Source organism: Ramlibacter cellulosilyticus, from assembly GCF_014297465.1.
Taxonomy (GTDB): Bacteria; Pseudomonadota; Gammaproteobacteria; order Burkholderiales; family Burkholderiaceae_C; genus Ramlibacter; species Ramlibacter cellulosilyticus.
In genome coordinates this window covers 20,771-46,233 of the sequence record NZ_JACORT010000004.1, presented here as the reverse complement: position 1 = coordinate 46,233, position 25,463 = coordinate 20,771, and the positions used below count along the sequence as shown (strand labels likewise).

The window sequence follows — 25,463 nt, the reverse complement described above, 5'->3', positions numbered from 1 at the left end:
CACGCCCTTAAAATCTGGCCAGATCCCGCCGCAGTCGAGCCAGATATGCAGACGATTCCCATCCACCAGGCCAAGAGCCAGCTCTCCGAGCTCATCCGCGCGGTGGAGCAGGGCGAGGAAGTCGTGCTCACGCGGCACGGCAAGCGCGTGATCCGGCTGATCAAGGAGCCGGAGACGGAGCAGCCCAGCATCGAGGCGCGCCGCCAGGCGATCACGCAGGAGCTCGAGGCCCTGCGCGCCAAGGTCGGCCGCGGCGAGCCCTTCCAGGAACTCTGGGAAGACCACAAGCGCGACCGCGATGCGCGCGGCGACGCGTGGACCCGCGACCCCAAGGGCGACGATGCTGGTCGTTGACGCTTCGGCCTTCGCGAGCTGGGTCTTTCCCGACGAAGGCGGCGACAAGGTGTCGCAGGCCCTCGTGCGCGTGATCACCGAGGAGGAGAGCGCCACCAGCGCGGCGATCTTCCCGCTCGAAGCCCTGCATGCGGCCGGCCAGGCGCTCGCGCGTGGCCGGTTCACGCCGAGCGTGCACCAGCACGTGCTGCGCCTGCTGAGCCGCCTGCCCGTGGCGCTCGCGCCCCTGCGCGTCTCGCCCCTCGAGTTCTGGAACTGGTCCCGGTCGCTCGAGCTCACGCCCTACGACGCCGCGTACCTCAAGGTCGCGGTCGACCTCAAAGCCCCCCTGGTGACCATGGACCGCGCCTTGCAGCGCGCCTGCCGGAAGATCGACCATCCGCTGATCACCGACCTGCCCTGAACGCCTGAACATGCAACACGACAAGATCCTCATCCTCGACTTCGGCTCGCAGGTCACGCAGCTGATCGCCCGCCGCGTGCGCGAGGCGCACGTCTACTCCGAAGTGCATCCCTGCGACGTCACCGACGCCTGGGTGCGCGAATACGCCGCCGACGGCAAGCTCAAGGGCGTGATCCTCTCCGGCAGCCACGCCAGCGTCTACGAGGAGTCCACCGACCGCGCGCCGCAGGCGGTGTTCGAGCTCGGCGTGCCCGTGCTGGGCATCTGCTACGGCATGCAGACCATGGCGCAGCAACTGGGGGGCAAGGTGGAGCCGGGCCACAAGCGGGAGTTCGGCTTCGCCGCGGTTCGCGCGCGGGGCCACACGGAACTGCTGCGCGACATCGCGGACTTCACCACGGCCGAAGGCCACGGCATGCTGAACGTGTGGATGTCGCACGGCGACAAGGTCGCGGAGATGCCGCCCGGCTTCAAGCTCATGGCGTCGACGGAAAGCTGCCCCATCGCCGGCATGGCGGACGAGGCGCGCCGCTTCTACGCCGTGCAGTTCCACCCCGAGGTCACGCACACCGTGCAGGGCCGCGCGATCCTGGAGCGCTTCGTGCTGGGCATCTGCCAGGCGAAGCCGGACTGGGTGATGCGCGACCACATCGCCGAAGCCGTGGAGGCGATCCGCCAGCAGGTGGGCGACGAGGAAGTGATCCTCGGCCTGTCCGGCGGCGTCGATTCCTCCGTGGCCGCGGCGCTGATCCACCGCGCCATCGGCGACCAGCTCACCTGCGTGTTCGTCGACCACGGCCTGCTGCGCCTGAACGAGGGCGACATGGTCATGGACATGTTCGCCGGCAAGCTGCACGCGAAGGTGGTGCGCGTGGACGCGAGCGACCTGTTCCTCGGCAAGCTCGCCGGCGTGAGCGACCCCGAGCAGAAGCGCAAGATCATCGGCGGCCTGTTCGTCGACGTCTTCAAGGCCGAAGCCGCGAAGATCAAGCAGACGCACCAGCGCCACGTCGCGTGGCTGGCGCAGGGCACGATCTACCCGGACGTGATCGAGTCGGGCGGCGCCAAGAGCAAGAAGGCCGTCACGATCAAGAGCCACCACAACGTGGGCGGGCTGCCGGAGCAGCTCGGGCTCAAGCTGCTGGAGCCGCTGCGCGACCTGTTCAAGGACGAAGTGCGCGAGCTGGGCGTGGCGCTCGGCCTGCCGCCGGAGATGGTCTACCGCCATCCCTTCCCGGGCCCGGGCCTGGGCGTGCGCATCCTCGGCGAGGTGAAGAAGGATTACGCCGACCTGCTGCGGCGCGCGGACGACATCTTCATCCAGGAGCTGCGCAACTTCCGCGACGAGCACACCGGCAAGACCTGGTACGACCTCACCAGCCAGGCTTTCACCGTCTTCCTGCCGGTCAAGAGCGTGGGCGTGATGGGCGACGGCCGCACCTACGACTACGTGGTGGCGCTGCGCGCCGTGCAGACCAGCGACTTCATGACCGCCGACTGGGCGGAACTGCCGTACGCGCTGCTGAAGAAGGTGTCCAGCCGCATCATCAACGAGGTGCGCGGGATCAACCGCGTCACCTACGACGTGAGCAGCAAGCCGCCGGCGACGATCGAGTGGGAGTGATCCGGTGATTCAGCAGTACCCCGCCGGCCGCGCGGCGATCCGCACCTCCGTCGTCATCGTGGAAGACAACGCGCTGCACGCGCAGCGCTACCGCGAGAACCTGGCCCGCGACTCCAGCCTGGTGCTGGTGGGGGAGTTCGACAGCGCCTTCGCCGCGATGGCGGCCGTCGGCAAGCTGGCGCCCGACGTCGCGCTGGTGGACCTGGGCCTGCCGGACGGCAGCGGCTTCGACGTGATCCGGCACATCCGAGCCACCAGCCCGCACACGTCGATCATGGTGGTGTCCGTGTTCGGGGGCGAGCGCAACCTCTTCGAGGCGATCGAGGCCGGCGCCACCGGCTACCTGCTGAAGGACAGCCTGGCCGACGACTTCAACGCCAGCATCCACGCGCTGCAGGCAGGCGAGTCGCCCATCAGCCCCGCGCTCGCGCGCCTGCTGCTCGTGCGGCTGCGCCCCGGGTCCGGCGCGCCCGCGCCGGCCGCGCCCGTGGTCACCGAGGCGGCGGCCGTCCCGGCGGCGCCCGCCGAGCCGTCGCCCTTGTCGCCGCGCGAGATGACCATCCTCGAAGCCATCGCGCGCGGCAGCAGCGTCCCCGAGATCGGCGAAAACCTCCACATCTCGCCGCTCACCGTGAAGTCGCACGTGCAGAAGATCTACCGCAAGCTGGAGGCGACCTCCCGCCAGCACGCGGTGTACCTCGCGCAGCAGCGCGGGTTCCTGAAGCTGTGAGCCGGCTCGCCGGCGCCTTGCTGCTGCTCCTGCTGGCCGCGCTCGGCGCGGCGGCGGCGATGGTGCAGCTCGCGCAGCCGCCGGTGGACGCGCACAGCATCGAGATCACGCAGGCCCTGTTCCTCAAGTCCGACGCACGCGAGCCGCCGCCCGCCGGCGCGGGCTGGGTGCTGCGCGCGCTCCCCGACAACTGGAACCGCAGCAACCCCGGCCAGTCCGGCTACGGCTGGTACCGCGCGGAGTTCGAGCTGCCGTCCGCGCCGGCGGAAACCTGGGCGGCTTTCCTGCCCACGGTGGCGACGACGCACCAGCTCCTCGTCAACGGCGTGACGGTCGGCGGCGGACCCATGACGGGGGCGATCAGCCGCTCCCTGGGGCGGCCCCAGCTGAACGTGATCGCGCCGCAGCTGCTGCGCGCGGGGCGCAACGAGGTGGCGATCCGGCTGCGGGTGGCGCCCAACCTGCGCGGCGGGCTCGGGCCCGTCACCCTCGGGCCGCAGACCGTGGTCGAGCCCGTCTACGACCGGGACCTCGCCTTGCGCGTCACCTTCCCGCGCGCGCTGAACATGGCGCTGGTGTTCGTCGGCGTGCTGGTGCTGCTGTTGTGGCTGCGCCGGCCGGAGGAGGGCATCTACGGGCTGTTCGCGGCGCTGGCGCTCGTGTGGTCGCTGCGCAATTTCCACTACAGCCTCGACGTGCGGGGCCTGCCGTCGTCGGTCTGGGAAGCCTTCGTGCTGGGCAGCCTCGGACTGGTGGTGGTGCTGACGTGGATGTTCATGCGGCGCTACACGGGCCTGCCGCCCGCGCGGGTGGAGCGGGGGCTGCTGGCGTCCGCCCTGGCGGCGCTGCCCGTCTTCGCCTTGCTCGACCCCCAGGTGGTGCGTGCCGTGCGCATGCCCTGGTACCTGCTGTGCGCCGCGGTGGGCGCCTGGGCGATCGTGCTGCTGCTGCGTCACCTGCGGGGACCCGCACGGAGCAGTGCCGGCCCCTGGGTGATCCTCGGCGGCCTGGTGCTCACGCTGCTGCTGGGCCTGACGGACCTCGGCGTCTCCGCCCAGGTGCTGCCCTTCGGGCCCGCGGCCCGCATGGCCTACGGCGCGCCGCTGCTGCTGTGCGCGCTAGTCTACGCGATGGCCGAGAACTACTTCCGGACCTACGACCATGCCCGCGCACTGAACGCGGAACTGGAGCAGCGGGTGCAGGAGCGCGCCGGCGAGCTGCAGCGCACGCACGAACGGCTGCGCGCGCTGGAGCGCGACGCGACCGTCGCCGCCGAGCGCGACCGGCTGATGCGCGACATGCACGACGGCATCGGCTCGCAGCTGATCACGACGCTGGACGCCGTGCAGCGCGGCGCAGCCGACCCGCAGGAAGTGGAGCGGCACCTGCGCGATTGCATCGACGACCTGCGGCTCGTCATCGATTCGCTGGAGCCGGAGCGGGACTCCCTGCAGATCGCCCTGGGAAACCTGCGCTACCGCCTCGAGCCGCGCCTGCGCGCCTCCGGCGTCGCCCTGGAGTGGCGCATGGACGACGTGGCGGCGCTGCCTTCGGCCAGCGCCTCGCTGCAGGTCCTGCGCATCGTGCAGGAGGCCGTCACCAACGTCCTGAAGCATTCGCGCGCCACCCGGCTTCGCCTCGCCTGCGGGATGGAGGGCGGCGACTTCGTGCTGCGCATCGAGGACGACGGCTGCGGCTTCGCGGCCGAGGGTGCGCTCGCGGGAACGGCGCATCGCGGCATGCGCAACATGCGGCTGCGGGCGCAGCAACTGCACGGGCAGCTCGAGGTCGCGAGTTCCGAAGGCGGCACGCGCCTCACGCTGCGCGTGCCGGTCGGCACCGCGCAGCACGCGCCCGGCGCGAATACTCCTTCCGGCGGATAGGGCCGCTTCGTCACGCCTCGTTACATTGCGTCGGCACCTGCGCACGGCAGGGGCGAAGCCGCGATCCTGCGGAGACGTCATTGGAGAGAGCAGTGAAGAAGTTGTTCACCCTCGGCCTGCTGGCCGTCGCGGGCGCGGCAAGCGCCGGTACCTGCAAGGACCCGTGGGTCACGCAGGCGGTCACCGAAGTCATGGGCCGCGCGCCGAACGGCTCCGGCAGCAGCGGCGAATGCGACATCCACCGCTACGGCGGCGGCCGCTGGAACAGCTATCCCGACCTCGTGTCCAAGGTGAAGGTCGCGTTCGGCAAGAACATCGCCGGCTCGGCGCGTCCCGGCGCGGGCGGCAACAACTTCGGCAACGTCAACCCCGCGCTGAATGGCGGCCGCGTGGTGTCCGGTGGCGGCGCCAACGTGATCGCCCCCGGTGGCGCCAACGTCGTGTCGCCCGGCGGCGCGAACATGATGCAGCGTTGATGCGCGCGTGAGACGCGCGCCGCGGCTCCTGGCGACGCGCCGGGGGCCGCGCGGCACAATGCGGCCATGTACCAGCCGCCCCAGTTCCGCAACGCCGATCCCGCCGTCGCCGCGGAGCTGATGCGGCAGCACCCGTTCGCGAGCCTGGTCTCGACGGACGACGCCGGCTTTCCCTTCGTCACGCACCTGCCGCTCCACCTCGAGGAGAGGGCAGGCCGCTTCGTCCTGCTCGGGCACTGCGCGAAACCCAATCCGCACTGGCGCTACCTGCAGGCGCGGCCGCAGGCCCTGGTCACCTTCCTCGGCCCCCACGCCTACCTGTCCCCGAAGGTCTATCCCGACCTCCAGCGCGTGCCGAGCTGGAACTACCTGGCCGTGCACTGCAAGGTGCAGGCACGGCTGGTGGAAGACGCGGTGGCGAAGGACGCCTTGCTGAAGAAACTGATAGCCGACCACGAGCCGCCGTACGCGGAGCAGTGGCGCGGCCTCGGCGAGGAATTCGCACACAAGCTGCTCGCGGGGATCATGGGCTTCGAGCTGGAGGTGCTGGAGTGCGCCTGCAAGCTGAAGCTCAACCAGCACCGGCCCGAGTCGCATGCGGCATTGCACGCGGCGTATGCGGCCGGCGGCGAGGACGAGAGGGAACTCGCCGCATGGATGCAGCGGCTCGGCATGGAGGGAAAGCGATGAAGGCGGCATTCGGAGTCGTGGGACTGCTGGTGGTGGTGGCGATCGTCGGCCTGCTGGCGAAGAAGCAATTGACGGCGGCGGGCGCACCCGCGGCCACCGGTGCGCCGGCGGCGGTCACGCCGCAGCAGCAGGTGCAGCAGTTCCAGAAGGCGGCGGAAAGCGCGATGCAGCAGGCGCGCCCGCTGCCGGAAGAGCCCAAGTGACGCAGGGCGGCGAGCGCGACGCGCGGTTCATGCGCGAGGCGCTCGCACAGGCGTCGCTCGCGCTGGCGGCAGGCGAGGTGCCCGTGGGCGCCGTCGTCGTGCACGGCGACCGCATCGTCGGCCGCGGGCACAACGCCCCGGTGGGCAGCCACGACCCGACCGCGCACGCCGAGATCCGCGCCTTGCGCGAAGCGGCGCAGGCACTCGGCAACTACCGCCTCGACGGCTGCGAGCTGTACGTGACCCTGGAACCCTGCGCGATGTGCAGCGGTGCGATGCTGCACGCACGGCTCGCGCGCGTCGTGTACGGTGCCGACGATCCGAAGACGGGCGCCGCCGGCTCCGTCCTGGACCTGTTCGCGCAGCAGCGCCTGAATCACCAGACCGCGATCACCGGCGGCGTGCTGGCGCAGGACTGCGGCGCGCTGCTCACCACGTTCTTCCGCGCCCGCCGGCAGGAGACCCGCAGGAAGGCCCAGCCCCTGCGCGACGACGCGCTGCGCACGCCGGACGAACGCTTTGGCGACCTCCCGGGCTATCCCTGGCCGCCGCACTACGTGGGCGACCTGCCTGCGCTCGCGGGCCTGCGCATGCACTACCTGGACGAAGGCCCGCGCGATGCGCCGCTCACGTGGCTGTGCCTGCACGGCAACCCCGCGTGGAGCTACCTGTACCGCCGCATGATCCCGGTGTTCCTCGAAGCGGGAGGCCGTGTCGTGGCGCCGGACCTGGTCGGCTTCGGCAGGAGCGACAAGCCGAAGCGCGACGCGACGCACCGCTTCGAATGGCACCGCCAGGTGCTGCTGGAATTCGTCGAGCGCCTGGACCTGAGGAACATCGTGCTCGTCGTGCAGGACTGGGGCGGGCTGCTCGGGCTGACGCTGCCGATGGAGGATCCGGAGCGTTACCGGGGGCTGCTCGTGATGAACACGGCGCTGGGCACCGGTGATGCGCCGCTCAGCCCGGGCTTCCTCGCCTGGCGCGAGATGTGCGCGAAGAACCCGGACTTCGGCGTCGGCCGCCTGTTCGCCCGCGGCAACCCGCACCTCTCTCCCGCGGAGTGCGCCGCCTACGACGCGCCATTTCCCGATGCGGGCCATCGCGCCGCGCTGCGGGCCTTCCCGCCCATGGTGCCGGACCATCCCGAGGCCGACGGCGCCGCGGTCTCGCGGCAGGCCCGCGACTTCCTCGCGCAGCACTGGGACGGGCGCACGATGATGGCCGTGGGCGCTCAGGACCCGGTGCTCGGCGTCCCGGTGATGCAGGCGCTGCGCGCGCAGATCCGCAACTGCCCCGAGCCGCTGGTGCTGCCGCAGGCGGGGCACTTCGTGCAGGAGCACGGCGAGGCGATCGCCCGCGAGGCAGTGGGATACTTCCGGGCGTGACGCAACGCATCTACATCTTTTCCCCCTCCAGCGCCGTGCGCAACAAGCCGGCGCTGCGGCGCGGCATCGCGCGGCTGAAGGCGCTCGGGCACGAAGTCGAACTCGATCCTTCCGCCTTCTCCACGCACATGCGCTTCGCGGGCGACGATGCCACGCGCGTGGCGGCGATCGAGCGTGCAGCCGCGAGCGGCGCGGACATCGCGATCATCACGCGCGGCGGCTACGGCCTCACGCGCCTGCTGCCGCAGATCCCGTACAAGAAGGTCGCGAAGGCCATCGACCGCGGCATGAAGTTCGTGGGCCTGAGCGATTTCACGGCCTTCCAGAACGCGGTGCTGGCCGAGACCGGCCGCGTCACCTGGTCGGGGCCGGCCGTCGGCGAGGATTTCGGCGTCGAAGCGGAGCCGGACGAGATCATGCAGGCCTGCTTCGAAGACCTGGCGAGCGGGCAGGGCGAAGGCACGGGCTGGCAGCTGCCGGCGGCGGAGAGCTTCGCGCGTCCCATGCAGGCCAAGGGCGTGCTGTGGGGCGGCAACCTGGCGATGGTCGCGGCGCTGGCGGGCACGCCGTGGATGCCGCAGGTGAAGGGCGGCATCCTGTTCCTGGAGGACGTCAGCGAGCACCCTTACCGCATCGAACGCATGCTCACGCAGCTGCTGTACACCGGCGTGCTGCAGAAGCAGAAGGCGATCCTGCTCGGCCACTTCACCAACTGGTTGCCGGTGCCGCACGACAAGGGCTTCAAGCTGAAGACGGTGTTCGACTGGCTGCGCACGCAGGTCAAGGCGCCGGTGCTCACGGGGCTGCCGTTCGGGCACGTCCCCACCAAGGTCTGCCTGCCTGTCGGCGCGGAGGTCACGCTCGCCGCCGAGGGCCGCGACGCGCTGGTGTTCTGGGGCCATGCGCACGGCCACGGCCACTGAGGCATGAAAAAAGCGCGGCCGGGCCGCGCTTCGTTGCGAGGGTGGGGATCGCTCAGTTCATCAGCGGGCTGGGACGCGAGGTGAGGCTGCCGGGCAGCAGGCCCTGGAACATGCGCGTCACGCGCTGCACCTTCTGGCGCGCCACCGCTTCGCCGTGCACGCTGGCGAGCGCCGCGAGCAGGTCGCCGCGCAGGTACCACAGGCCCTGGATGTCGTTCGCGTAGCGGACGCGGCGCGTGACGTTGGCGAACTGCCGGCCGCCCGCTTCGGACAGCAGGGACAGCATCGCCTCGCGGATGTCCTCGGTGCCGGAGTCCAGCACGGATTCGCTGGGCAACGCGGGGTTGCCCAGGAGACCATAGATGCTCTGACGGAGCGAGCCTTTGAACCAGCGCATATTCGATCCTGTCCCCAACGGCTTGTGTTCGGATGTGATCCGTCTTGCGAAAGGTATGCCGATTGTCCTGGAGTGACAAGGGCGCCCGGTGACGGAGTTCACGGAATCTAGCTGGACAAGACTTCGATTCGTAACCGGAGGTCAGCCATGTCTGCCGTTCGTCGGGGAAAGTAGAACAAAAGGACCAAGGTCCGCGCCATCCGGGGATGACGAACGGTTGACCCGCGTCAACTGCTCCTGGCCCGGCAGCTTCCAAAGTGGTAGCATGAAAGCCCGCTCCGCCGCCTGCGCCTGCCTCGCGTTCCTGCTGACCGCCTGCACGACCATGCTGCCGCACGGTGCCACCGATGCGCCGCGGCCGTTCGAGAGCTACGAACAGGCGGAGGTCGCGGCCGGGAAGATCGTCCCCTTCCAGACCCGCGAGGGCGAACTGCCCCGGCTGGGCTTCGATGCGCGCGAGGGCAGCAACGTGACGCTGATCCCGTACCCCAACATCGTCGCGCGCCTCGCGCCGTACTCCGCGCTGGCCCTGGAGCACCTCGACCCCGGCATCCGCAGCTGCATCCTGGCGATGGCGGGCTGCAAGGGCTACCTGTTCCGCTTCGAGCGCGAGGACCGCAAGCGCGAAGGCAGCTTCATGCTGGATTTCTTCAACATCCGCCGCGTGACCAACGTGACCGGCTGGTGGTTCGAGGCGCTGGTCGTGGTGGACGCCAACGGGGTGGTCCTCTTCCGCAACGTCGCGGGGCAGCCCAGGCTGGGCCGCACCGACAGCCAGACGAACCCGCTCGGCCCGCTGCAGGGTGCGGGCGAGGCCGCGGGGGCCGTCCTGCTGCACTGAGCCGCCCGGTGCCGCGGCACCGGTGTTCAGCGGGCAGGAGGCTCGCTCGCGCGCACGGCCAGCACGGGCACGGGCGACAGGCGCAGCACCTGTTCCGCGCCGCTTCCGAGCAGCGCGCGGCTCACGCCGCGGCGGCCGTGCGTGCCGACGACCACCAGGTCGGCCTCCCAGGACCGCGCTTCGTCGGCGATGTCCTCGCCCAGGCGGGCACCGGGGGAGTCCATCAGCTTGGTGTCGGCGGGCACGCCGGCGGCCTTCGCCATCTCCAGGGCATCGGCCAGCACCTGCGCGGCGCCTCGCTTGCCCACCTCCAGCAGGTCCACCACCGGCCCGTAGCCCGTGCTGATGAAGGCCATGGGGTCGAGCACGTGCACCAGGCGCACGCGGCCGCCGCTCTCGCGCGCCATCTGCAGGCCGGCGACCAGCGCCTTGTTCGACGTTTCGCTGCCGTCCACCGGCACGAGGATGCGCTTGTACATGGAGTTCCTTCCTTTCCGGGAGCCATGCACCCATGGTGGAGGGCGCCATCGCGTCGCGAGTTGACCCGCATCAACTAGGACGATTCCTAGGCCGCCTCGGTCCCCGCGCCGGGGCGATTCGGATTCCTCCGAGCCTTCGATTCAGCCGGCGCCGATGTCGCGAAGACGCGGGCTCCGCGATAGTTCATCCCATGGTTCCGAACGCTTCCATCAAGGTTTTCCTCGCCGACGACTCGCAGCAGATCCGCGACCGCGTGAACGCGATGCTCGGCGCCGCCGACATGTCGATCGTCGGCGAAGCCGCCACGCCGCAGACCTGCATCGCCGGCATCCTGGACTCGCACCCGGACGTCGTGGTGCTGGACGTGCAGCTCGATGGCGGCACGGGACTGGAAGTCCTGAAGGCGGTGCGCCTGGCCGACCCGCAGGTCGCCTTCGTGGTGTTCAGCAACAACTCCGCGCCTGCCTACCGCAAGCGCTACCTGGGCGAGGGCGCCGTGCGCTTCCTCGACAAGAGCACCGAGTTCGACCAGCTGGCCCAGGCCGTCGCGAGCGCCGGCAGCCATTCCGTCCATTGATGAACAAGAGCAGGAGGACCCCCATGCAAACCGCCACCCACGCTTCCGTCGCCCCGATCCGCTTCGTCCCGCGCGCGACTGCCGCCGCCATCGACGACGCTCCCACGCCCCTGAAGACGCAGTGCTCGACCTGCCACCTCAAGGACCTGTGCCTGCCGTGCGGCCTCACCGGCACCGACGTGGAGCGCCTGGACGGCCTCAAGTTCGCCCGCCGCCGCGTCAAGGAAGGCCAGGCGATCTACCACGAAGGCGACAAGTTCCAGTTCATCTACGCGGTGCGCAGCGGCACGTTCAAGTCCACGCTGAACCTCCGGGACGGCCGCGAACAGGTGACGGGCTTCCAGATGGCGGGCGAGCTGCTGGGCCTGGACGGGCTGGCCTCCGGCAAGCACGCGAGCACGGCGACGGCCCTGGAGGACGCGGAGATCTGCGCGATCCCCTATGCCCACCTGAGCGAACTGGCGAGCACCAGCACGGACCTGCAGCACGTGATCTCGCGCCTGATGAGCCGCGAGATCGTGCGCGAGCACAGCCTGATGATGCTGCTCGGCTCCATGAACGCCGAAGAGCGGCTGGCGGCCTTCCTGCTGAACATCTCCCAGCGCATGAAGGCCCGCGGCTACTCGGCCAGCGAGTTCCACCTGCGCATGTCGCGTGCCGAGATCGGCAGCTACCTCGGCATGAAGCTGGAGACGGTCAGCCGCACCTTCTCGGCCTTCGCCCACCAGGGCCTGCTGGAAGTCGACAAGAAGCACGTGCGCATCACCGACCTGCCGGGGCTGCAGCAGGCGTTCGAGCTGCGCGTCCAGTAAAGTCGGTGGACTCCCAAGGAGTCCCGGCATGAAGTTCAAGGACTACTACGCGGCACTCGGGGTGCCGCGCGATGCGGACGCCGACGCCATCAAGAAGGCGTACCGCAAGCTCGCGCGCCAGCACCATCCCGACGTGTCGAAGGATCCGCAGGCCGAAGCCCGCTTCAAGGAAGTGGCGGAGGCCTACGCCACGCTGAAGGATCCGGAAAAGCGCGCCGCCTACGACGCGCTCGGGCAGCGCCCCGGCGGCGAGGACTTCAGCCCGCCGCCGCACTGGCAGCGGGAATTCGGCGGCGGCGACGCCTTCGGGGCCGCCGGCTTCGGCGACATCGACCTGTCCGACCTGCTCGATGCGCTCTCGCGACGCCATGGGGGCGGCCGCGCCTCGTCGCGCACCGTGCCCTTGCGCGGACGCGATTACGAAACCGCCGTGCGGCTGTCGCTGGAGGATGCACACCGCGGCACCACGGTGAACCTCGACGTGACCCACGAGGACGGCACGCGCACGCTCGCGGTGACCGTGCCGCCGGGCGTCGTCGACGGCCAGCGCCTGCGCCTGCGCGGCAAGGGCGGTGCCGGCCGGCACGGCGGGCCCGCCGGCGACATCTACCTGCACATCACCCTTGCGCCGCACCCGGTGTTCCGCACCGACGGCCACGACCTCCTGATGGACCTGCCCCTCGCGCCCTGGGAAGCCGCGCTCGGCGCGGAAGTGGAGGTGCCCACGCTGGAAGGTGCCGTGCTGCTCACGGTGCCCCACGGAACCCAATCCGGGCGTAAGCTCAGGTTGCGCGGACGCGGCCTCGCGAACGGTACCGGCGGCCGGGGCGACCTGTACGCCACGGCGCGCATCGAGGTGCCGGCCAGCCTAAGCCCGCGCGAACGCGAACTGTTCGAGGAGCTGGCGCGCGAATCCCGCTTCGATGCGCGCGCCACCGTCGCCAAGGAGGCCGTGCATGGCCACTGAAGCTTCCGACTGGACCTGGCTCGACCCGCTGCGCCGCATCGACCAGGCCGAGCTCGCGCACATGTGCAGCATGAGCGTGACGGAGCTCGACGAGCTCGTGGAGTACGGCGCCCTCGTGCCCGTGGTGGCGGAGCCGCGCAACCGCCAGTTCAGCGCGAGCTGCGTGCCCCCGCTGCGCGAAGCCTCGCGCCTGCGCGCGCACTACGACCTGGACCTGTTCACCATCAGCCTCCTGCTCGGGTACCTGCAGCGCATCGCCCAGCTCGAGCAGCAGCTGCGCTCGCTCAACGCGCACATTCCCCATCCGCCCACGCTGCCGCGCGAAGGGCCGACGCCCTGGCGCGAGCCGCACGCCTGACCCGGGCGGCCGTGCTCAGGCGGCGAGGAAGCCGCGGATGCCTTCTGCGAGCAGCGGCGCGACGCCGATCGCGTTGGTGGCGTGCGGCACCGTGTCGCAGCTCGCCAGGCGCGCGATGCCGGCCCGGTGCAACATGTCGACGCTCGCCACGTCGAGCAGGGCGTGCACGCCGACGCACCACGGCCGTCCCCAGCCCGCGCCGCGCAGCACGTGCGCCGCCGTGGCCATGGTGTGGCCGCTGGAGATGATGTCGTCCACCAGCACCGGCGTGCGGCCGGCGTGGTCCGCGCCCGCGGGCAGGTGCACGCGCACGTCGCGGTCGCCGTGCCGCACCTTGCTCATGACCACGTGGGGCGCGCCCATGCGCCGTGCCACGTCGGCGACCCACTGTTCGCTCTCGCTGTCCGGCCCCACGATGATCGGCCGCTCCACCTCGCGCTGTATCCATTCGGCAATGGCGGGCGCGGCAGCCACCACGCGGGTGCGGATCGTGTAGATCGCATCCAGGCTGGGCCAGCGGTGCAGGTGCGGATCCATCGTCACCAGGAAATCGACGGTGGACGACAGCAGCCGCGCGTAGGTGCGCGAGGTGATCGCCTCGCCGGGACGGAAGCGGTCGTCCTGGCGCATGTACGGCAGGTAGGGAGCGACCAGGCCCAGCTCGCGCGCACCGAGTTCGCGCGCGGCATCCGCGGCGAACACGAGCGGCAACGTCTTGTCGTCGGGGCGGTCCAGATGCGCCACGAGCAGCACGCGCTGCCCGTCGACGCTCGTGCGCAGGCGCACGACGCCTTCGCCGTCGGGAAAGCGGTGCAGCTCGAGCGTGCTGGCCGGGCAGTGCAGTTGCTGCGCGAGCGTTTCGGCCAGGGTCTCCGCGCCCGGCAAGGCCAGGATGATGGTGTTCATGCGTCCTCGCTGACGTGCACCGTCCCGGACTGGACGGCGGCGTAGTCGAGAGCGTACGCCAGTTCGCCGGGCGAATCGGCGTGCACGGTGAACAGTGGCTCGCCGCGCTCCACGAAGTCGCCGATACGCACGTGCAGGGCCAGGCCGGCACAGGCCGCGCGCGGCGCGCCGGCCAGCTTGGCGATGCGGGCCAGCCGGCGGTTGTCGATGGCCAGCACCGAGCCGCTGCGCTGCGCGGCGACTGCGTGCCGGAACGGCGCGACCGGCGGCTGCCGCATGCCCCCTTGCGCCTCGCAGATGTCCTGGAACTTGCGCCATGCGGCGCCGGTCGCCAGCACCTGGTGCGCGAGGGCGCGGCCGCCGCCGGCGGGCGCGGCGCCGCCAAGCTCGAGCAGGTGGCCGGCCAGGAGCAGGGCGCGGTCGGCCAGGTCCGGCGGCGCGGCCGCCTCGTTGCGCAGGACGGCCAGCACGTCGTGCGCCTCCAGGGCGGGGCCGATGCCGTAGCCGACGGGCGCGGTGCCGTCGGTCTGCACGACGCTCAGGTGCAGTCCCAGGGCCTGCGCGGTGACCTCGAGCTGGCGCGCCAGCACCTGTGCGGCTTGCGCGCTGCGCACCTTGGCCGTGGGGCCGACCGGCACGTCGATCAGCACGTGCGTCGATCCGGCCGCGACCTTCTTCGACAGCACGGACGCGACGAGCTGGCCCTGGCTGTCCAGGTCCAGCGGCCGCTCGACGCGGATCAGGACGTCGTCGGCCGGGCTGAGGCGCACGGCGCCGCCCCAGGCGATGCAGCCGCCGGTGCGCTCCACCACGCGCTGGATGGCCGGCACGTCGAGCTCCACCGGCGCGACGGTCTCCATGGCATCCGCGGTGCCCGCTGGCGAGGTGATGGCGCGCGACGACGTCTTGGGCATGCGCAGCCCGCAGGCGGCCACGACGGGCACCACGATCATCGTGGTGCGGTTGCCGGGAAGCCCGCCGACGCAGTGCTTGTCCAGCACCCGTCCGCCGCCCCACGCGATGCGCTCGCCGACGTCGACCATGGCCCGGGTGAGCGCGATCGTCTCTTCCTGGTCGAGCCGGTCGCCCGCGCACGCGGTGACGAAGGCGGCGAGCTGCAGCTCGGAGTAGCGGCCGGCGGCCACGTCCTCGATCACCGCGCGCACGGCCGGCGCCGTCAGCTTGCGGCCGTGGATCTTCGCGCGCACGTGGCCGAGCGATTCCAGGGGCGGCGGGTGGCGCAGGGCCACGGCACTGCCTTCCGGCGCCTGCAGCATGCGCCACGCGGCTTCGGACACGCCGGCCTCCGCCACGCCCAGGAAGCCGCCCTGCACGACGTTCAGCGTGGCCACGATGGTGCGCCCGCCCGCCGTCATCTCCACGCGCGACTGCGCCTCGAAGCCCTCGGAACGGCACACCGGGCACTCGAGGTGCATGTAGAGCACCGGCTCCTGGTAGGTGTCGATGCCCAGGCGGCGCAGGCGCAAAGGCGGGGCGGGGAGGGGTGCGGCGCTCATGCGGACGATTGTCCGGCAGCCGCCTGCGCACGTTGCGCGGCGCGCGCTGCGTGCTTGACCTGGATCAGCCGCGGGGCGTTGGCGGACGCTGCGGGAAGGTGTACGGTCATGCCATGTTCGAGGACCGCACGGACGCCGCCGCACAGCTCGCGCAGGCACTGGACGTCTGGCGCGGGCGGCACCCGCTCGTGCTCGCCATCCCGCGCGGCGCGGTGCCGATGGCGGCGGAGATCGCGCGCCGCCTCGAAGGCGAGCTGGACCTGGTCCTGGTGCGCAAGATCCACGCGCCCGGCGCGCCGGAGTTCGCCATGGGCGCGGTGGACGAATCCGGCTGGGTGTACCTCGCGCCGCACGCGACCGCCGTCGGTGCGACCGAGAGCTACGTCCGCGAGCAGAAGGAAAACGAGCTCGAGGAACTGCGCCGGCGACGGGCCTTGTACACGCCGGGGCGCGCCGCCATCCCGGCTGCGGGCCGCGTGGTGATCGTCGTCGACGATGGCCTGGCGACCGGCGCGACGATGATCGCGGCACTGCATGCCGTGCGCCAGCGCGGTCCGGCCCACCTGGTGTGCGCGGTGCCGGTCGCCTCCGAGGAAAGCGTCAAGCTCGTGCGGCCGCACGCCGACGAGGTCGTCGCGCTGCAGGTGCCGCGGCGCTTCGGCGCGGTGAGCCAGTTCTACCGTTCCTTCCCCCAGCTGGAAGATGCCGAGGTGGTCGCCATCCTGCAGGCTGCGCGGATGGGTGGCTCAGCCGGCGGGGAATTGCGCTAGCGCATGCGGTGTCGGCGTCGAGCCCGTATGGTGCAAGGATGAACAAGACAAGGCTCTGGAGCGCCGCGGCGCTCCTCGTCATGGCACTGCTGCCCGGCCTCGCACCGGCAGCCGGGACGCTGGGTCCCGCCGCCCTGCAGGCGCGGCACGCGGCGCTCGGCCCCGAACTGGCCAGCAACCCCTTCGGCGGGCCGCTGGTGCTGAAGTCGGAACAGGCGGCGCGGCGCATCGACGGCGAGGTCTTCGCCATCGTCGAGCACCCGTTCGCCAAGGTGTCGGCGGCGCTGTCCGACCCCGCGCAGTGGTGCGAGATCCTCATCCTGCACCTGAACACCAAGTACTGCCGCCGGCAGCAGGAGCCGGCCGGCACGAGCCTGGACGTGCGCATCGGCAAGAAGGGCCCGCAGTCCGTGCAGTCCGCATCGAAGCTGGCCTTCAGCTGGCGGCCGCCCGTGGTCCGGCCCGACTACATGGCGGCCACGCTGGAAGCCGCCGAAGGGCCTTACGACACGCGCGACTACCGCCTGCTGGCCGAGGCCGTGCCGCTCGACACGAACCGCACCTTCCTGCACATGGGCTATGCGCTCAGCCACGGCATCGCCAGCGAGGTGGCCATGCAGCTGTACCTCGGCACCGTGGCGCGCGAGAAGGTCGGCTTCACCCGGCTGCACCCGACCCGCACCGCCGACGAGGCCTTCGTCGGCGGCATGCGCGGCGTGGTGGAACGCAACACCATGCGCTACTACCTCGCGATCGACGCCTACCTCGACTCGCTCGCGGCGCCCGCCGGGCAGCAGCTCGAGCGGCGGCTGCAGTCCTGGTACGACGCGACCGAGAAATACCCGCGCCAGCTGCACGAGGTGGAGCGCGATGCCTACCTGCGCATGAAGCGCGAGGAAGTCGAGCGGCAGAGCGCGGCACGCTAGGCGCACACGAGGGGACGTTCGTCGTCCGCCAGTGGCTCCGCCTGCGCCAGCAGTTTCTCCAGCACCGCCTGGTCTGCTTCCGAGGCGTCGCCGCGGCGCCCGGCGATCCGGTCGCGCAGGACTTCCGCAGGAGCCTCGCAGTGCAGGATGGCGAACGGCACGCCCAGCGACTGCGCGAGCGAGCGCGCCGCGTTCCGCTCGGCCCGCCGCAGGAAGGCCGCGTCGAGCACGACGGTCCATCCGGCCTGCAGGATGGGGGAAGCCAGCGCGAAGAGCCGCTCGTACGTACGCTGCGTCGCCTCGGTCCCGTAGATCTCCAAGCCGCTCGCGCGCGAGTCGGCCAGCGCGGCGAGCCCGTGCAGGCGCTTGCGTTCCACGTCGGAGCGGATGCGGATCGCGCCCTCGCGTTCGAGCAGGCGCTGCGAGGCCCAGGTCTTGCCGGATCCCGGCAGGCCGTGCGTGATGACCAGGCGCGCCGGCGTGCGCCGGCTCCACGCGAGTGCTTGCGCCGCGTAGTGCAACGCCCTGGCGCTGCGCGCCTCCCGGAGGTGCTGCGCCGAGGCGCGGACCAGGGCGCGGTAGACGAGGCACAGCCGCAGCCCGGGGAGGGCGTCGTACTCGCCCGTGCCTTCCAGCCACGCATTCAGGAAGCGCCAGCACAGGGCGGGCAGGCCATGGGCGGCCAGGTCCATCGCGGCGAACGCGGCGTCCTCCAGGACGTCGATGCAGCGCAGGCCGGGGTCGAACTCGATGCAGTCGAAGGCGAGGACCTCGTCGCCGAGCTCCAGCAGGTTGGCGAGATGCAGGTCCCCGTGGACGTCGCGCGCATGGCCGCTCGCGCGGCGCTGCTGCCACAAGGGTTCGGCGACGCTCGCTTCCGTCCCGATGCAGGCGCGCAGCGCCTCGCCATCTTCCATCGACAGGAGCGCCGCGCACGCGTCCAGCACCGCCAGCGCGCGCTGCGAGAGCGTGGCCGGGGCCGGGTCGCGCACCGCCGGTGCGGCCGCGTGGAAGGCCGAGAGCATGGCCGCGAGCCGGTCGACGTCGGCCGGGCCCAGGCGAGCTGCCTGGGCGCGCGCGGCGAACGTCGCCTCCTCGGGAAAGCGCACCATGCGGACGGCGTGGTCAAGCGTTTCGCCGGTGCCGTCGAACGCCGGCGCGTCCGCGGGACCGGTCACGCGCGACACGCCCAGGTACAGCGTCGGCGCGAGCCGCCGGTTCAGGCGCACTTCCTCTTCGCAGAACGCCTGCCGCCGCTCGGGCGTCGAATAGTCCACGAAGGGCAGGCGCAGCGGCTTCTTCAGCTTGTACACGCGGTCCGGCAGCAGCACGACCCAGGAGATGTGCGTCTCGACGAGTTCGGCTCCGAGGCGGCGGGCCAGCCGTTCCACGCGTTCGCGCTGCATCGCCACTCAGCCGAGGCTGCGCACCTGGACCTGCGGCAGCAGCCGCGCCACGTCCTCCGGTTGGCACAAGGCGGTGCCGCCGGAGAGCAGCGCCGCCGCGGAGGCGGCCATTCCGTGCCGGAGCGCCGCTGCGAAGTCCTCGCCGCGCGCGAACGCGAACACCATGCCGCCGACGAAGCTGTCGCCGGCGCCTATGGTGCTGACCACCTGCACGGGCAGCGCCGGCGCGTGCCACGCACCTTGCGCAGACACGAGCAGCGCGCCCTCGGCACCGAGCGAGAGCGCCACGATGCCGGCGCTGCCCCGCTCGACGAGCGACCGGCACGCTGCCTCCCGCTGCGCCATGGTCGCGAGCGGCTGGGCCGTGAGTTCCTGCAACTCGCGCAGGCTGGGCTTGACCAGGTGCACGCCCGCATCGAGCGCGGCGGCCAGCGGCGGGCCCGACGTGTCCAGCACCAGCCGCACGCCGGCGGCCGCGAGCCGGCGCGCGAGGCGGGCGTAGAAATCGTCCGGCACGCCGGGAGGCAGGCTGCCGCTCGCGACGAACAGGCGGGCACCGGGGCGATGCAGGCAGGCGAAGTCCAGGCTGGCCTGCCACTCGGCGTCCGAGAGGGTGGGGCCGGGCAGCACGAAGCGGTATTCCTGTCCGCTCGCCTCTTCGCGCACCGAGAAGCTCTCGCGCGTGCTGCCGGCGATCGGCAGGGTCTCGTACGCCACGCCTTCCGCCTCCAGGAGCCCGCACAGCTGCTGCCCCGCGACGCCGCCCGACGGGAACAGCGCGCGCACGCCGGTGCCGAGCCGCGCCAGCACGCGCGCGACGTTGATCCCGCCGCCGCCGGGGTGCAGCAGGGGCGCGCCGCAGCGCAGCTTGTGCGTGGGCTGCACGCGCGCCGTGCTGGTGAACACGTCGAGGGCTGGGTTGGGCGTCAGTGTCAGGATGTCGGCCATCGGGGCGATCCTAAGGGCGGCGCGCGGCGACGCGCAGGCCATCGGCCACGGCAGGCGGGGGATAGACGACGACGGTGTCGCCGGGCTGGAGCCCGCCGCGCACCCGGGCCTCGTTGCCGTTGCGGCCGCCGAGCTCCACCGGGCGCAGGCGGGCGCGACCGTCCTCGACGCGGTACACGCCCGTGCCGCCGTCGGCAATGGGAAAGAGGGCGCCCACCGGCACGAGCACGGCCTGGTCCACGCCCTGCGTGATCACGCGCAGCGTGACGCGGAACCCGTCGCCCATCGCATGCCAGGCATCCGGCACCTGGTCCAGGTCCACGACCACCTTGACCCTCTGCTCCTCGATGCCGAGTGCCGAGACCTTGGTGAACGCCGCCGGTTCGACGCGGCGCACGCGTCCTTCCACGGGCGGGCCGCCCCAGCGCTCGATCCAGGCGCGGCGGCCGGGCTGCGCCTGCACGGCGTCGGTGGTCAGCAGGTCGGCCACGACCTCCATGCGCTTCGGGTCGCCCACGTCCAGCAGGACGGCCCCGGCGGGCAGCGTCGCCTCGCTCGGCTGGGCGACCTTCAGCACGACGCCGTCGACCGGCGACGTGACCGTGTAGGGCTTGCCGGCCTCGATGCCGCCTGCCGGCTGCAGGGCCGCCTGGGCCTGCGTGCGTTCGTGGATGGCGGCTTCGCGCTGCGCGCGCGGCGTCGTGCTCGCGCTTCGCGCCGTCCAGCGCGAGCCGGGCGCTGTCCAGGCGCGACCCGGGCAGGAAGCCTTCGCGCGCCAGCTTCTCGGTGCGGTGCAGCTCCAGCTGGGCGTCGTCGACGGCGATGCGCGCGCGCCCGACCTGCGCCTCCGCGCGGGCCACGAGCGCGGTCGCCATCAGCACGCGCGCGCTGGCCTCCCGGCGCGCGCGCTCGTCGATCATGGAAGACATCACGGGCACGAGCAGCGCCACCGGCTCGCCGGCCCGCACGGGATCGCCCTCCCGCAGCGTGATGCGGGTGAGCCGCGCAGCGACCGGCGCGGACACGGCATAACGGTCCTTCAGCCGGGTCTGCCCGTCCTCCTCGATGGCCTGTTCGAAGCGGCCGAGGCCCGCCACGGCAGTCTCGACCGGCACGGGCCGCGGCGCGAAGGCCCAGGCCACCATCGCGGCGACCGCGAGGACGGCGGCGCCCGTCCACAGGTGCTTCCTGCCGATGTTGCGGAACATGTTCACTCCCTGGTCTTGAGGGCCGCGACGAGGTCGAGGCGGTCGATGCGCCGGCGCACGACGAGCGCGCTGCCGATGCCGGCGGCGATGACGCACAGCGCCGCCCAGGCATAGGTGCGCGGCTGGATCACCACCGGGAAGAGGAACTGGTCGTGGCGCATGGCCTCCACGATCAGGTGCGCGAGGCCCCATCCGAGCAGCATCCCCAGCGGGATCGCCACGGCGATGCCGAGGGCCAGCTCGCCCAGGAGCAGCAGCGAGACTTCGGCGCGCGTGAAGCCCAGCACGCGCAGGCTCGCGAGTTCCCAGGTGCGCTCGGCCAGCGCGATGCGGGCGTTGTTGTAGACGACGCCCACCGCGATCACCGCCGCGAACGCGGTGAGGATCGCGCTCATGATGCGGATGTTGCGGGCGCTGATCTCCTGCATGTTGCGCAGCATCGTGGCCTTGCTGAAGGCGCCCGCCACCCGCGGCAGCTCCTGCGTCTGCTGCAGCAGGCGCGGGAGGTCGGCCTGGCCGACGCGCAGGCTGAAGAAGTTGGCCACGTCGCCGTCGTCGAGCAGCCGGTTGAGGGCGTCGCGCTGGATGAAGGCGTTGAGGCCCATCATGTCGCTCACGGTGCCCTGCAGGACGAGCTGCACGACGGAACGGCGGCCTTCGCGCACTTCGACCGTCACCGTGTCGCCCGGGCGCAGGCGCAGCTTCTCCGCCAGGCGGTCCGTCATGAGCAGGCCGTCGGCGGGCGCGAGCGCGAGATGCTGGTGCACGTCCACCACGCGCTGCAGCTGCGGGACGGCCACGTGGCCGTCGATGATCCCCTTCTCGCTGCGGTGGCGGTGGACGAAGCGCACCGCGAGCCGCCGGCCGGGTTCCACCTGCAGCACGCCGGGCAGGCGGGCGAGTTCGCGCCCCGCCGAGGCTTCCACGGGGTCGTTCATCCAGACGATCACGTCGCCGCGCATCTGCAGGTTGAACTGCGTGTCGACGATCGCCTCGATCGCGTCGCGGAAGAAGTTGCCCAGGACGACGATCGCGACCGCGGCCGCGATGCCGCCCGTGGTGAGCGCGGCGCGCAAGGGCCGCCGCTCGATGTTGCGCAGGATCATGCGCAGCGCCGGCGCGAGCCGCAGGCGCGGCACGCGTTCCAGCAGCGCGCGCCGGTAGCTGCCGGGTGCCGGCGGCCGCATGGCCTCCGCGGGCGAGAGCCGAACGGTGCTCGCGATGGCCGTGAGCGTGCCCAGCACCGCCGTCGTCGCCACGATGGCGAGCGCGATCCACGCCAGCTCCGGCGTGATGCGGTGCACGAAGCTGGGGAACCGGAAGAACTCCGCGTACAGCCCCGTGATCATGCGCCCCATGCCGCTCCCGAGCACCAGCCCCAGCAGGTAGCCGCCCAGCACCATCGGCGCCACGAGCTTGAGGTAGTGCAGGGCGATGCTGCGGTCCCGGTAGCCCAGCGCCTTGAGCGCCGCGACCTGCTCGCGCTGCGTGGCCACCAGCCTCGCGGTGACGACGTGCAGCAGGAAGCCCGCGACGGCGAGGAAGATCGCGGGCAGGATGGTCCCGAGCACGCGCTGCTCGCGGATCTCGTTGTCCAGCATGGCATGCGAGGGCTGCTCGTCGCGCCCGTGCGCCGGCGACCCGCCCAGGGTCGCGAGCCGCCGCGTCACGGCGTCGATCACGGCCGGCGGGGAAGCGCCGGGCGCCAGCTTGAGCGCGACGCGGTTGAAGGCGCCCCGCATGTCCATCGCCGCGGCGAGTTCGTCCTTGTCCAGCCAGAACACGCCGAAGGCGCGCAGGTCGGGCATGCCCATGATCCCGCCGAAGATGTACTCGGGCGAGAGCGCCGTGCCCGTGATGCGCAGCACGCGGTACTTGCCGTTCACGAGCGCCGACACGGTGGCGCCGGGCTTCAGCGCGTGGGCGTCGGCGAAGCTGCTCGTCACCACCGCTTCCAGTTCGCCGCCGCGATGGCTGCCGCCTTCGGGCCAGCGGCCGCTGCGCAGCTGCACCTGGTTCAGGCGCTGCGGCCGGCGCGGGTCGCGGCCGATCAGCTGACCCATGATGGGGTCGGTCGTGCCGGGGACCGCGACGCGCGCCATGGCCTCCACCGTGGGCTGCACGTCGACGACGCCGGGCAGTTCCGCCAGGCGCGCCGCCATGGCGTCGGGCGCGCGCTTGACGAGCGCGAACACGTCGGCGAACCGTCCGGCGGCATAGAAGTCGTCGCGGGCCTGGGCGAGCGAGTCCACCGCCGAGAGCGTCGCGACGAAGCCGCCGACGCCGCTGGCCACCACCAGCGCGATCGTCAGCGCCTGGCTCCAGAGCAGGCGCAGGTCGCGCCACACCTTGCGGTCGAGCGCCTTCACCAGGAGAGCTCCGCCGGGGTGAGCCGCCGCGCGGGAACCTCGACGCTCGCGATGCGCCCGTCGGCGACGCGGACCACGCGGTCCGCCATGCCCGCGATCGCGGCGTTGTGCGTGATGACGACGGCGGTGGTGCCGAGCTCCTGGTTGATCCGGGCGATCACCTCCAGCACCAGCTTGCCGGTGGCGTAGTCGAGGGCGCCGGTCGGCTCGTCGCACAGCAACAGCTGCGGCCGCTTGGCGATGGCGCGCGCGATGGCGACGCGCTGCTGCTCGCCGCCGGAAAGCTGGGAGGGGAAGTGGTTGCGCCGCGGCATGAGCGCCACGAGCGCGAGCGCCTCGTCCACCGGCATCGGGTCGGCCGCGATGTCGGTGACCAGCGCCACGTTCTCCGCCACCGTGAGGCTGGGGATCAGGTTGTAGAACTGGAACACGAAGCCCACGTGCTCGCGCCGGTACGCCGTGAGCGCCTCGTCCCCCGCGCCGTGCAGCGCGTGGTCCTCGAACCAGACCTCGCCGGACGTGGGCGTGTCGAGGCCGCCCAGGATGTTCAGCAGCGTCGACTTGCCGCTGCCCGAGGCACCCAGCAGCACGACGAACTCGCCCCGCGCGATCTCGAGGTCCACCGAGCGCAGCGCGTACACGGCGGACGCGCCGCTGCCGTAGGTCTTGGCGAGCGCCCGGGCCCGCAGGACCGGCTCGCCCGGTCCTGCCGGTGCCATGGCCGGCCTCCCTTACTGGATGGCGATCCGGCGTGCGTCGGCCGGCGCCTTCTTCGGCAGTTCCAGGCTCAGCACGCCGTCCGCGTACTTCGCCTGCACCTTGCCGTCGTCGATGTCCTGCGCCACGCTGAAGGTGCGGGAAATGCTGCCGTAGTAGCGCTCGCTGCGCAGCACCTTGTCGCCGTCGCCGCGCGTTTCCTTCTCGCTGCGCGTCGTGGCGTCGATCTGCACCACGTTGCCGTCGATGCGGACGTTGATGTCCTCCTTCTTCACGCCGGGGATGTCGGCCTTCACGCTGTAGGCCTTGTCGTTCTCCGTCACGTCGATGCGCATCTTCATCTGCGGCTCGCCCTCGAACGCGGCGGGGGAGAAGAAGCGGCGCAGGGCGGCGTCGAAGTTGTCGCCGAAGACCGGGTCCAGCAGTCGGATGTTGCTCATGGGGCTACCTCGCGAAAGGGTTGGGGGTTGGGTGGCCACGGGCCACGGGAGGCACTCTAGGAAACGCGGGCCCCTTGCCGCTTGATCTGTCTCAAGCTGCCGCGCCACGCCGGCGGCCGTTCAGGGCAGGAGCACCGCCGCACCCTGGAGCCGCCCGGCGCGCAGGTCGTCCACCGCAAGGTTGGCATCGGCCAGCGGATACGTCCGCACGTGCGTGCGCAGCGGCACGCGCGCGAGCAGGGCCACGAAGTCCTCCCCGTCCGCGCGCGTGAGATTCGCGACGGAGCGCAGCTCGCGTTCGCCCCACAGCAGCGCGTAGGGGAACGCGGGGATGTCGCTCATGTGGATGCCGCCGCACACCACCACGCCGGCCTTGCGCACCGTCGCGAGGGCGGCGGGGACCAGCGCGCCGGCCGGGGCGAAGATCAGCGCCGCGTCCAGTGGCTGCGGCGGGCTTGCGTCGCTGCCGCCCGCCCACACGGCGCCCAGGCTGCGGGCGAAGGCCTGGCCTGCCACATCCCCGGCCCGGGTGAACGCGTACACGGCCTGGCCCTGCGCCACGGCGAGCTGGCAGACGATGTGCGCGGCCGCGCCGAAGCCCCAGAGGCCGATGCGGTGCGCCGACGGTCCGCCCGCGAGCCGCCAGGCGCGGAAGCCGATGAGCCCGGCGCACAGCAGCGGCGCCGCGTGCGCGTCGTCGCAGGCCTGCGGCAGCGCGAGGCAGAAACGCTCGTCCGCCACGACGTACTCCGCATAGCCGCCGTCGCGGTCGTAGCCGGTGAACGTGGGCTCGTCGCAGAGGTTCTCGTGGTCGCTCGTGCAGTAGGGACAGGTGCCGCAAGTGCGCCCCAGCCACGGAATGCCGACCCGCGTGCCGCGCGCGAAGCGGCTGGCGCCGCGGCCCGGCAGCACCACCTCGCCGACGACCTCGTGGCCCGGCACCACGCCCGCGCGGTGCGGCGGCAACTCGCCGTCCAGGATGTGGAGGTCGGTGCGGCACACGCCACAGGCCCGCACGCGCAGCAGCACTTCACCCGGGCCCGGCTGTGGCACGGGACGCGTGACGGGCTGCAGCCGGCGGGTGGCCGCATCGACGGCCATGGCGCGCATCGAGGAAGGAAGCATCGCCGGATGCTAGGCCGCCGGGCGGCGC

At 71.9% G+C, this 25,463-nt stretch carries 29 protein-coding genes; 18 read left to right on the top strand and 11 right to left on the bottom strand.

Annotated elements, in window-relative coordinates; genetic code table 11:
- The first annotated feature begins 45 nt into the window (after positions 1-45).
- The 10 genes from H8N03_RS11130 (at position 46) to H8N03_RS11085 (ending at position 8,671) form a co-directional block, all read left to right on the top strand.
- Positions 46-354 (top strand): type II toxin-antitoxin system Phd/YefM family antitoxin, encoded by a 309-nt coding sequence (locus tag H8N03_RS11130; protein WP_187076250.1) that lies wholly within the window; start codon positions 46-48, stop codon positions 352-354.
- Positions 341-757, top strand: coding sequence for a type II toxin-antitoxin system VapC family toxin (locus tag H8N03_RS11125; RefSeq protein WP_187076249.1), 417 nt, complete (start codon positions 341-343; stop codon positions 755-757). Before H8N03_RS11130 ends, H8N03_RS11125 begins: the two co-directional genes overlap by 14 nt.
- Before the next feature lie 10 nt (positions 758-767).
- Entirely contained in the window at positions 768-2,381 is a 1,614-nt protein-coding gene (guaA, locus tag H8N03_RS11120; protein WP_187076248.1) for a glutamine-hydrolyzing GMP synthase, read from the top strand.
- A gap of 4 nt (positions 2,382-2,385) precedes the next feature.
- On the top strand, positions 2,386-3,111 hold the full coding sequence (locus H8N03_RS26620) for a response regulator (protein ID WP_187076247.1): 726 nt from the start codon (positions 2,386-2,388) through the stop codon (positions 3,109-3,111).
- Entirely contained in the window at positions 3,108-4,994 is a 1,887-nt protein-coding gene (locus H8N03_RS11110) for a sensor histidine kinase (RefSeq protein WP_187076246.1), read from the top strand. Before H8N03_RS26620 ends, H8N03_RS11110 begins: the two co-directional genes overlap by 4 nt.
- Positions 4,995-5,086: 92 nt before the next feature.
- A complete protein-coding gene (locus H8N03_RS11105) occupies positions 5,087-5,470 on the top strand; it encodes a hypothetical protein (RefSeq protein WP_187076245.1) in 384 nt (127 codons plus the stop codon).
- Between the two features lie 66 nt (positions 5,471-5,536).
- Entirely contained in the window at positions 5,537-6,160 is a 624-nt protein-coding gene (locus tag H8N03_RS11100; protein WP_187076244.1) for an FMN-binding negative transcriptional regulator, read from the top strand.
- Positions 6,157-6,363: a hypothetical protein gene (locus H8N03_RS11095; protein ID WP_187076243.1), complete on the top strand. Its 207-nt coding sequence runs from the start codon at positions 6,157-6,159 to the stop codon at positions 6,361-6,363. The genes H8N03_RS11100 and H8N03_RS11095 overlap by 4 nt, the downstream gene beginning before the upstream one ends.
- Positions 6,360-7,748 (top strand): tRNA adenosine(34) deaminase TadA, encoded by a 1,389-nt coding sequence (gene tadA, locus H8N03_RS11090; protein WP_354005106.1) that lies wholly within the window; start codon positions 6,360-6,362, stop codon positions 7,746-7,748. The genes H8N03_RS11095 and tadA overlap by 4 nt, the downstream gene beginning before the upstream one ends.
- Positions 7,745-8,671 (top strand): LD-carboxypeptidase, encoded by a 927-nt coding sequence (locus H8N03_RS11085; RefSeq protein ID WP_187076242.1) that lies wholly within the window; start codon positions 7,745-7,747, stop codon positions 8,669-8,671. Before tadA ends, H8N03_RS11085 begins: the two co-directional genes overlap by 4 nt.
- A 52-nt stretch (positions 8,672-8,723) precedes the next feature.
- Here H8N03_RS11085 and H8N03_RS11080 read toward each other — a convergent pair whose 3' ends face one another.
- Positions 8,724-9,068 carry a hypothetical protein gene (locus H8N03_RS11080; protein ID WP_187076241.1) on the bottom strand — a complete coding sequence of 115 codons (345 nt, stop codon included), beginning with the start codon at positions 9,066-9,068 and terminating at the stop codon, positions 8,724-8,726.
- Between the two features lie 265 nt (positions 9,069-9,333).
- Between H8N03_RS11080 and H8N03_RS11075 the strand changes: the two genes are divergently transcribed.
- Positions 9,334-9,909 (top strand): hypothetical protein, encoded by a 576-nt coding sequence (locus tag H8N03_RS11075; protein ID WP_187076240.1) that lies wholly within the window; start codon positions 9,334-9,336, stop codon positions 9,907-9,909.
- 26 nt (positions 9,910-9,935) lie between these two features.
- On the opposite strand, the gene H8N03_RS11070 is transcribed toward H8N03_RS11075, so the two are convergent.
- Positions 9,936-10,388, bottom strand: coding sequence for a universal stress protein (locus H8N03_RS11070; protein WP_187076239.1), 453 nt, complete (start codon positions 10,386-10,388; stop codon positions 9,936-9,938).
- A 191-nt stretch (positions 10,389-10,579) separates the two neighbouring features.
- On the opposite strand from H8N03_RS11070, the gene H8N03_RS11065 reads away from it, so the two are divergent.
- Genes H8N03_RS11065 through H8N03_RS11050 form a run of 4 tightly spaced genes read left to right on the top strand, consistent with a single transcriptional unit; the run spans position 10,580 to position 13,103 of the window.
- A complete protein-coding gene (locus H8N03_RS11065; RefSeq protein WP_187076238.1) occupies positions 10,580-10,966 on the top strand; it encodes a response regulator in 387 nt (128 codons plus the stop codon).
- Positions 10,967-10,989: 23 nt separating this feature from the next.
- Positions 10,990-11,778, top strand: a complete 789-nt coding sequence (locus H8N03_RS11060) for a helix-turn-helix domain-containing protein (protein ID WP_187076237.1) — start codon at positions 10,990-10,992, stop codon at positions 11,776-11,778.
- Positions 11,779-11,806: 28 nt separating this feature from the next.
- On the top strand, positions 11,807-12,745 hold the full coding sequence (locus H8N03_RS11055; RefSeq protein WP_187076236.1) for a DnaJ C-terminal domain-containing protein: 939 nt from the start codon (positions 11,807-11,809) through the stop codon (positions 12,743-12,745).
- Positions 12,735-13,103 carry a chaperone modulator CbpM gene (locus H8N03_RS11050; protein ID WP_187076235.1) on the top strand — a complete coding sequence of 123 codons (369 nt, stop codon included), beginning with the start codon at positions 12,735-12,737 and terminating at the stop codon, positions 13,101-13,103. The genes H8N03_RS11055 and H8N03_RS11050 overlap by 11 nt, the downstream gene beginning before the upstream one ends.
- Before the next feature lie 15 nt (positions 13,104-13,118).
- On the opposite strand, the gene H8N03_RS11045 is transcribed toward H8N03_RS11050, so the two are convergent.
- Complete coding sequence (locus tag H8N03_RS11045) at positions 13,119-14,009, bottom strand: ribose-phosphate pyrophosphokinase (protein ID WP_187076234.1); 891 nt, start codon at positions 14,007-14,009, stop codon at positions 13,119-13,121.
- Positions 14,006-15,526: a thymidine phosphorylase family protein gene (locus H8N03_RS11040; RefSeq protein WP_187076233.1), complete on the bottom strand. Its 1,521-nt coding sequence runs from the start codon at positions 15,524-15,526 to the stop codon at positions 14,006-14,008. Before H8N03_RS11040 ends, H8N03_RS11045 begins: the two co-directional genes overlap by 4 nt.
- Positions 15,527-15,639: 113 nt before the next feature.
- Here H8N03_RS11040 and H8N03_RS11035 point away from each other — a divergent pair, with 113 nt between their 5' ends.
- Positions 15,640-16,296 (top strand): phosphoribosyltransferase, encoded by a 657-nt coding sequence (locus H8N03_RS11035; protein ID WP_187076232.1) that lies wholly within the window; start codon positions 15,640-15,642, stop codon positions 16,294-16,296.
- Positions 16,297-16,334: 38 nt separating this feature from the next.
- A complete protein-coding gene (locus H8N03_RS11030) occupies positions 16,335-17,222 on the top strand; it encodes a hypothetical protein (RefSeq protein WP_187076231.1) in 888 nt (295 codons plus the stop codon).
- On the opposite strand, the gene H8N03_RS11025 is transcribed toward H8N03_RS11030, so the two are convergent.
- Genes H8N03_RS11025 through H8N03_RS26300 form a run of 3 tightly spaced genes read right to left on the bottom strand, consistent with a single transcriptional unit; the run spans position 17,219 to position 20,153 of the window.
- On the bottom strand, positions 17,219-18,628 hold the full coding sequence (locus H8N03_RS11025) for a bifunctional aminoglycoside phosphotransferase/ATP-binding protein (RefSeq protein ID WP_187076230.1): 1,410 nt from the start codon (positions 18,626-18,628) through the stop codon (positions 17,219-17,221). The genes H8N03_RS11030 and H8N03_RS11025 overlap by 4 nt on opposite strands.
- Positions 18,629-18,634: 6 nt before the next feature.
- The gene (locus H8N03_RS11020) at positions 18,635-19,576 is read right to left on the bottom strand and encodes a 1-phosphofructokinase family hexose kinase (RefSeq protein WP_187076229.1); all 942 of its coding nucleotides are present in this window, start codon (positions 19,574-19,576) and stop codon (positions 18,635-18,637) included.
- A gap of 10 nt (positions 19,577-19,586) precedes the next feature.
- Positions 19,587-20,153 (bottom strand): efflux RND transporter periplasmic adaptor subunit, encoded by a 567-nt coding sequence (locus H8N03_RS26300; RefSeq protein ID WP_354005105.1) that lies wholly within the window; start codon positions 20,151-20,153, stop codon positions 19,587-19,589.
- A gap of 34 nt (positions 20,154-20,187) precedes the next feature.
- Between H8N03_RS26300 and H8N03_RS26295 the strand changes: the two genes are divergently transcribed.
- Positions 20,188-20,898: a hypothetical protein gene (locus tag H8N03_RS26295; RefSeq protein ID WP_255428173.1), complete on the top strand. Its 711-nt coding sequence runs from the start codon at positions 20,188-20,190 to the stop codon at positions 20,896-20,898.
- Here H8N03_RS26295 and H8N03_RS11010 read toward each other — a convergent pair.
- The 4 genes from H8N03_RS11010 to H8N03_RS10995 form a co-directional block, all read right to left on the bottom strand.
- Complete coding sequence (locus H8N03_RS11010; protein WP_187076228.1) at positions 20,787-23,153, bottom strand: ABC transporter permease; 2,367 nt, start codon at positions 23,151-23,153, stop codon at positions 20,787-20,789. The genes H8N03_RS26295 and H8N03_RS11010 overlap by 112 nt on opposite strands.
- On the bottom strand, positions 23,150-23,872 hold the full coding sequence (locus tag H8N03_RS11005) for an ABC transporter ATP-binding protein (protein WP_187076227.1): 723 nt from the start codon (positions 23,870-23,872) through the stop codon (positions 23,150-23,152). The genes H8N03_RS11010 and H8N03_RS11005 overlap by 4 nt, the downstream gene beginning before the upstream one ends.
- A gap of 12 nt (positions 23,873-23,884) precedes the next feature.
- A complete protein-coding gene (locus H8N03_RS11000) occupies positions 23,885-24,310 on the bottom strand; it encodes an Hsp20/alpha crystallin family protein (RefSeq protein WP_187076226.1) in 426 nt (141 codons plus the stop codon).
- Positions 24,311-24,430: 120 nt separating this feature from the next.
- The gene (locus H8N03_RS10995; RefSeq protein ID WP_187076536.1) at positions 24,431-25,420 is read right to left on the bottom strand and encodes a zinc-dependent alcohol dehydrogenase family protein; all 990 of its coding nucleotides are present in this window, start codon (positions 25,418-25,420) and stop codon (positions 24,431-24,433) included.
- Positions 25,421-25,463: the final 43 nt, after the last annotated feature.

Bases quoted from the DNA above. Each gene is read 5' to 3' on its own strand.
- H8N03_RS11100 (WP_187076244.1), top strand. From the start codon at position 5,537: ATGTACCAGCCGCCCCAGTTCCGCAACGCCGATCCCGCCGTCGCCGCG.
- H8N03_RS11080 (WP_187076241.1), bottom strand. From the start codon at position 9,068: ATGCGCTGGTTCAAAGGCTCGCTCCGTCAGAGCATCTATGGTCTCCTG.
- H8N03_RS11070 (WP_187076239.1), bottom strand. From the start codon at position 10,388: ATGTACAAGCGCATCCTCGTGCCGGTGGACGGCAGCGAAACGTCGAAC.
- H8N03_RS11000 (WP_187076226.1), bottom strand. From the start codon at position 24,310: ATGAGCAACATCCGACTGCTGGACCCGGTCTTCGGCGACAACTTCGAC.
- H8N03_RS11060 (WP_187076237.1), top strand. From the start codon at position 10,990: ATGCAAACCGCCACCCACGCTTCCGTCGCCCCGATCCGCTTCGTCCCG.
- H8N03_RS11055 (WP_187076236.1), top strand. From the start codon at position 11,807: ATGAAGTTCAAGGACTACTACGCGGCACTCGGGGTGCCGCGCGATGCG.
- H8N03_RS11040 (WP_187076233.1), bottom strand. From the start codon at position 15,526: ATGAGCGCCGCACCCCTCCCCGCCCCGCCTTTGCGCCTGCGCCGCCTG.
- H8N03_RS11025 (WP_187076230.1), bottom strand. From the start codon at position 18,628: ATGCAGCGCGAACGCGTGGAACGGCTGGCCCGCCGCCTCGGAGCCGAA.
- H8N03_RS11050 (WP_187076235.1), top strand. From the start codon at position 12,735: ATGGCCACTGAAGCTTCCGACTGGACCTGGCTCGACCCGCTGCGCCGC.
- H8N03_RS11020 (WP_187076229.1), bottom strand. From the start codon at position 19,576: ATGGCCGACATCCTGACACTGACGCCCAACCCAGCCCTCGACGTGTTC.
- H8N03_RS11125 (WP_187076249.1), top strand. From the start codon at position 341: ATGCTGGTCGTTGACGCTTCGGCCTTCGCGAGCTGGGTCTTTCCCGAC.
- H8N03_RS11075 (WP_187076240.1), top strand. From the start codon at position 9,334: ATGAAAGCCCGCTCCGCCGCCTGCGCCTGCCTCGCGTTCCTGCTGACC.
- H8N03_RS11095 (WP_187076243.1), top strand. From the start codon at position 6,157: ATGAAGGCGGCATTCGGAGTCGTGGGACTGCTGGTGGTGGTGGCGATC.
- guaA (WP_187076248.1), top strand. From the start codon at position 768: ATGCAACACGACAAGATCCTCATCCTCGACTTCGGCTCGCAGGTCACG.
- H8N03_RS11005 (WP_187076227.1), bottom strand. From the start codon at position 23,872: ATGGCACCGGCAGGACCGGGCGAGCCGGTCCTGCGGGCCCGGGCGCTC.
- H8N03_RS11030 (WP_187076231.1), top strand. From the start codon at position 16,335: ATGAACAAGACAAGGCTCTGGAGCGCCGCGGCGCTCCTCGTCATGGCA.
- H8N03_RS10995 (WP_187076536.1), bottom strand. From the start codon at position 25,420: ATGCGCGCCATGGCCGTCGATGCGGCCACCCGCCGGCTGCAGCCCGTC.
- H8N03_RS11035 (WP_187076232.1), top strand. From the start codon at position 15,640: ATGTTCGAGGACCGCACGGACGCCGCCGCACAGCTCGCGCAGGCACTG.
- H8N03_RS11045 (WP_187076234.1), bottom strand. From the start codon at position 14,009: ATGAACACCATCATCCTGGCCTTGCCGGGCGCGGAGACCCTGGCCGAA.
- H8N03_RS11130 (WP_187076250.1), top strand. From the start codon at position 46: ATGCAGACGATTCCCATCCACCAGGCCAAGAGCCAGCTCTCCGAGCTC.
- H8N03_RS11065 (WP_187076238.1), top strand. From the start codon at position 10,580: ATGGTTCCGAACGCTTCCATCAAGGTTTTCCTCGCCGACGACTCGCAG.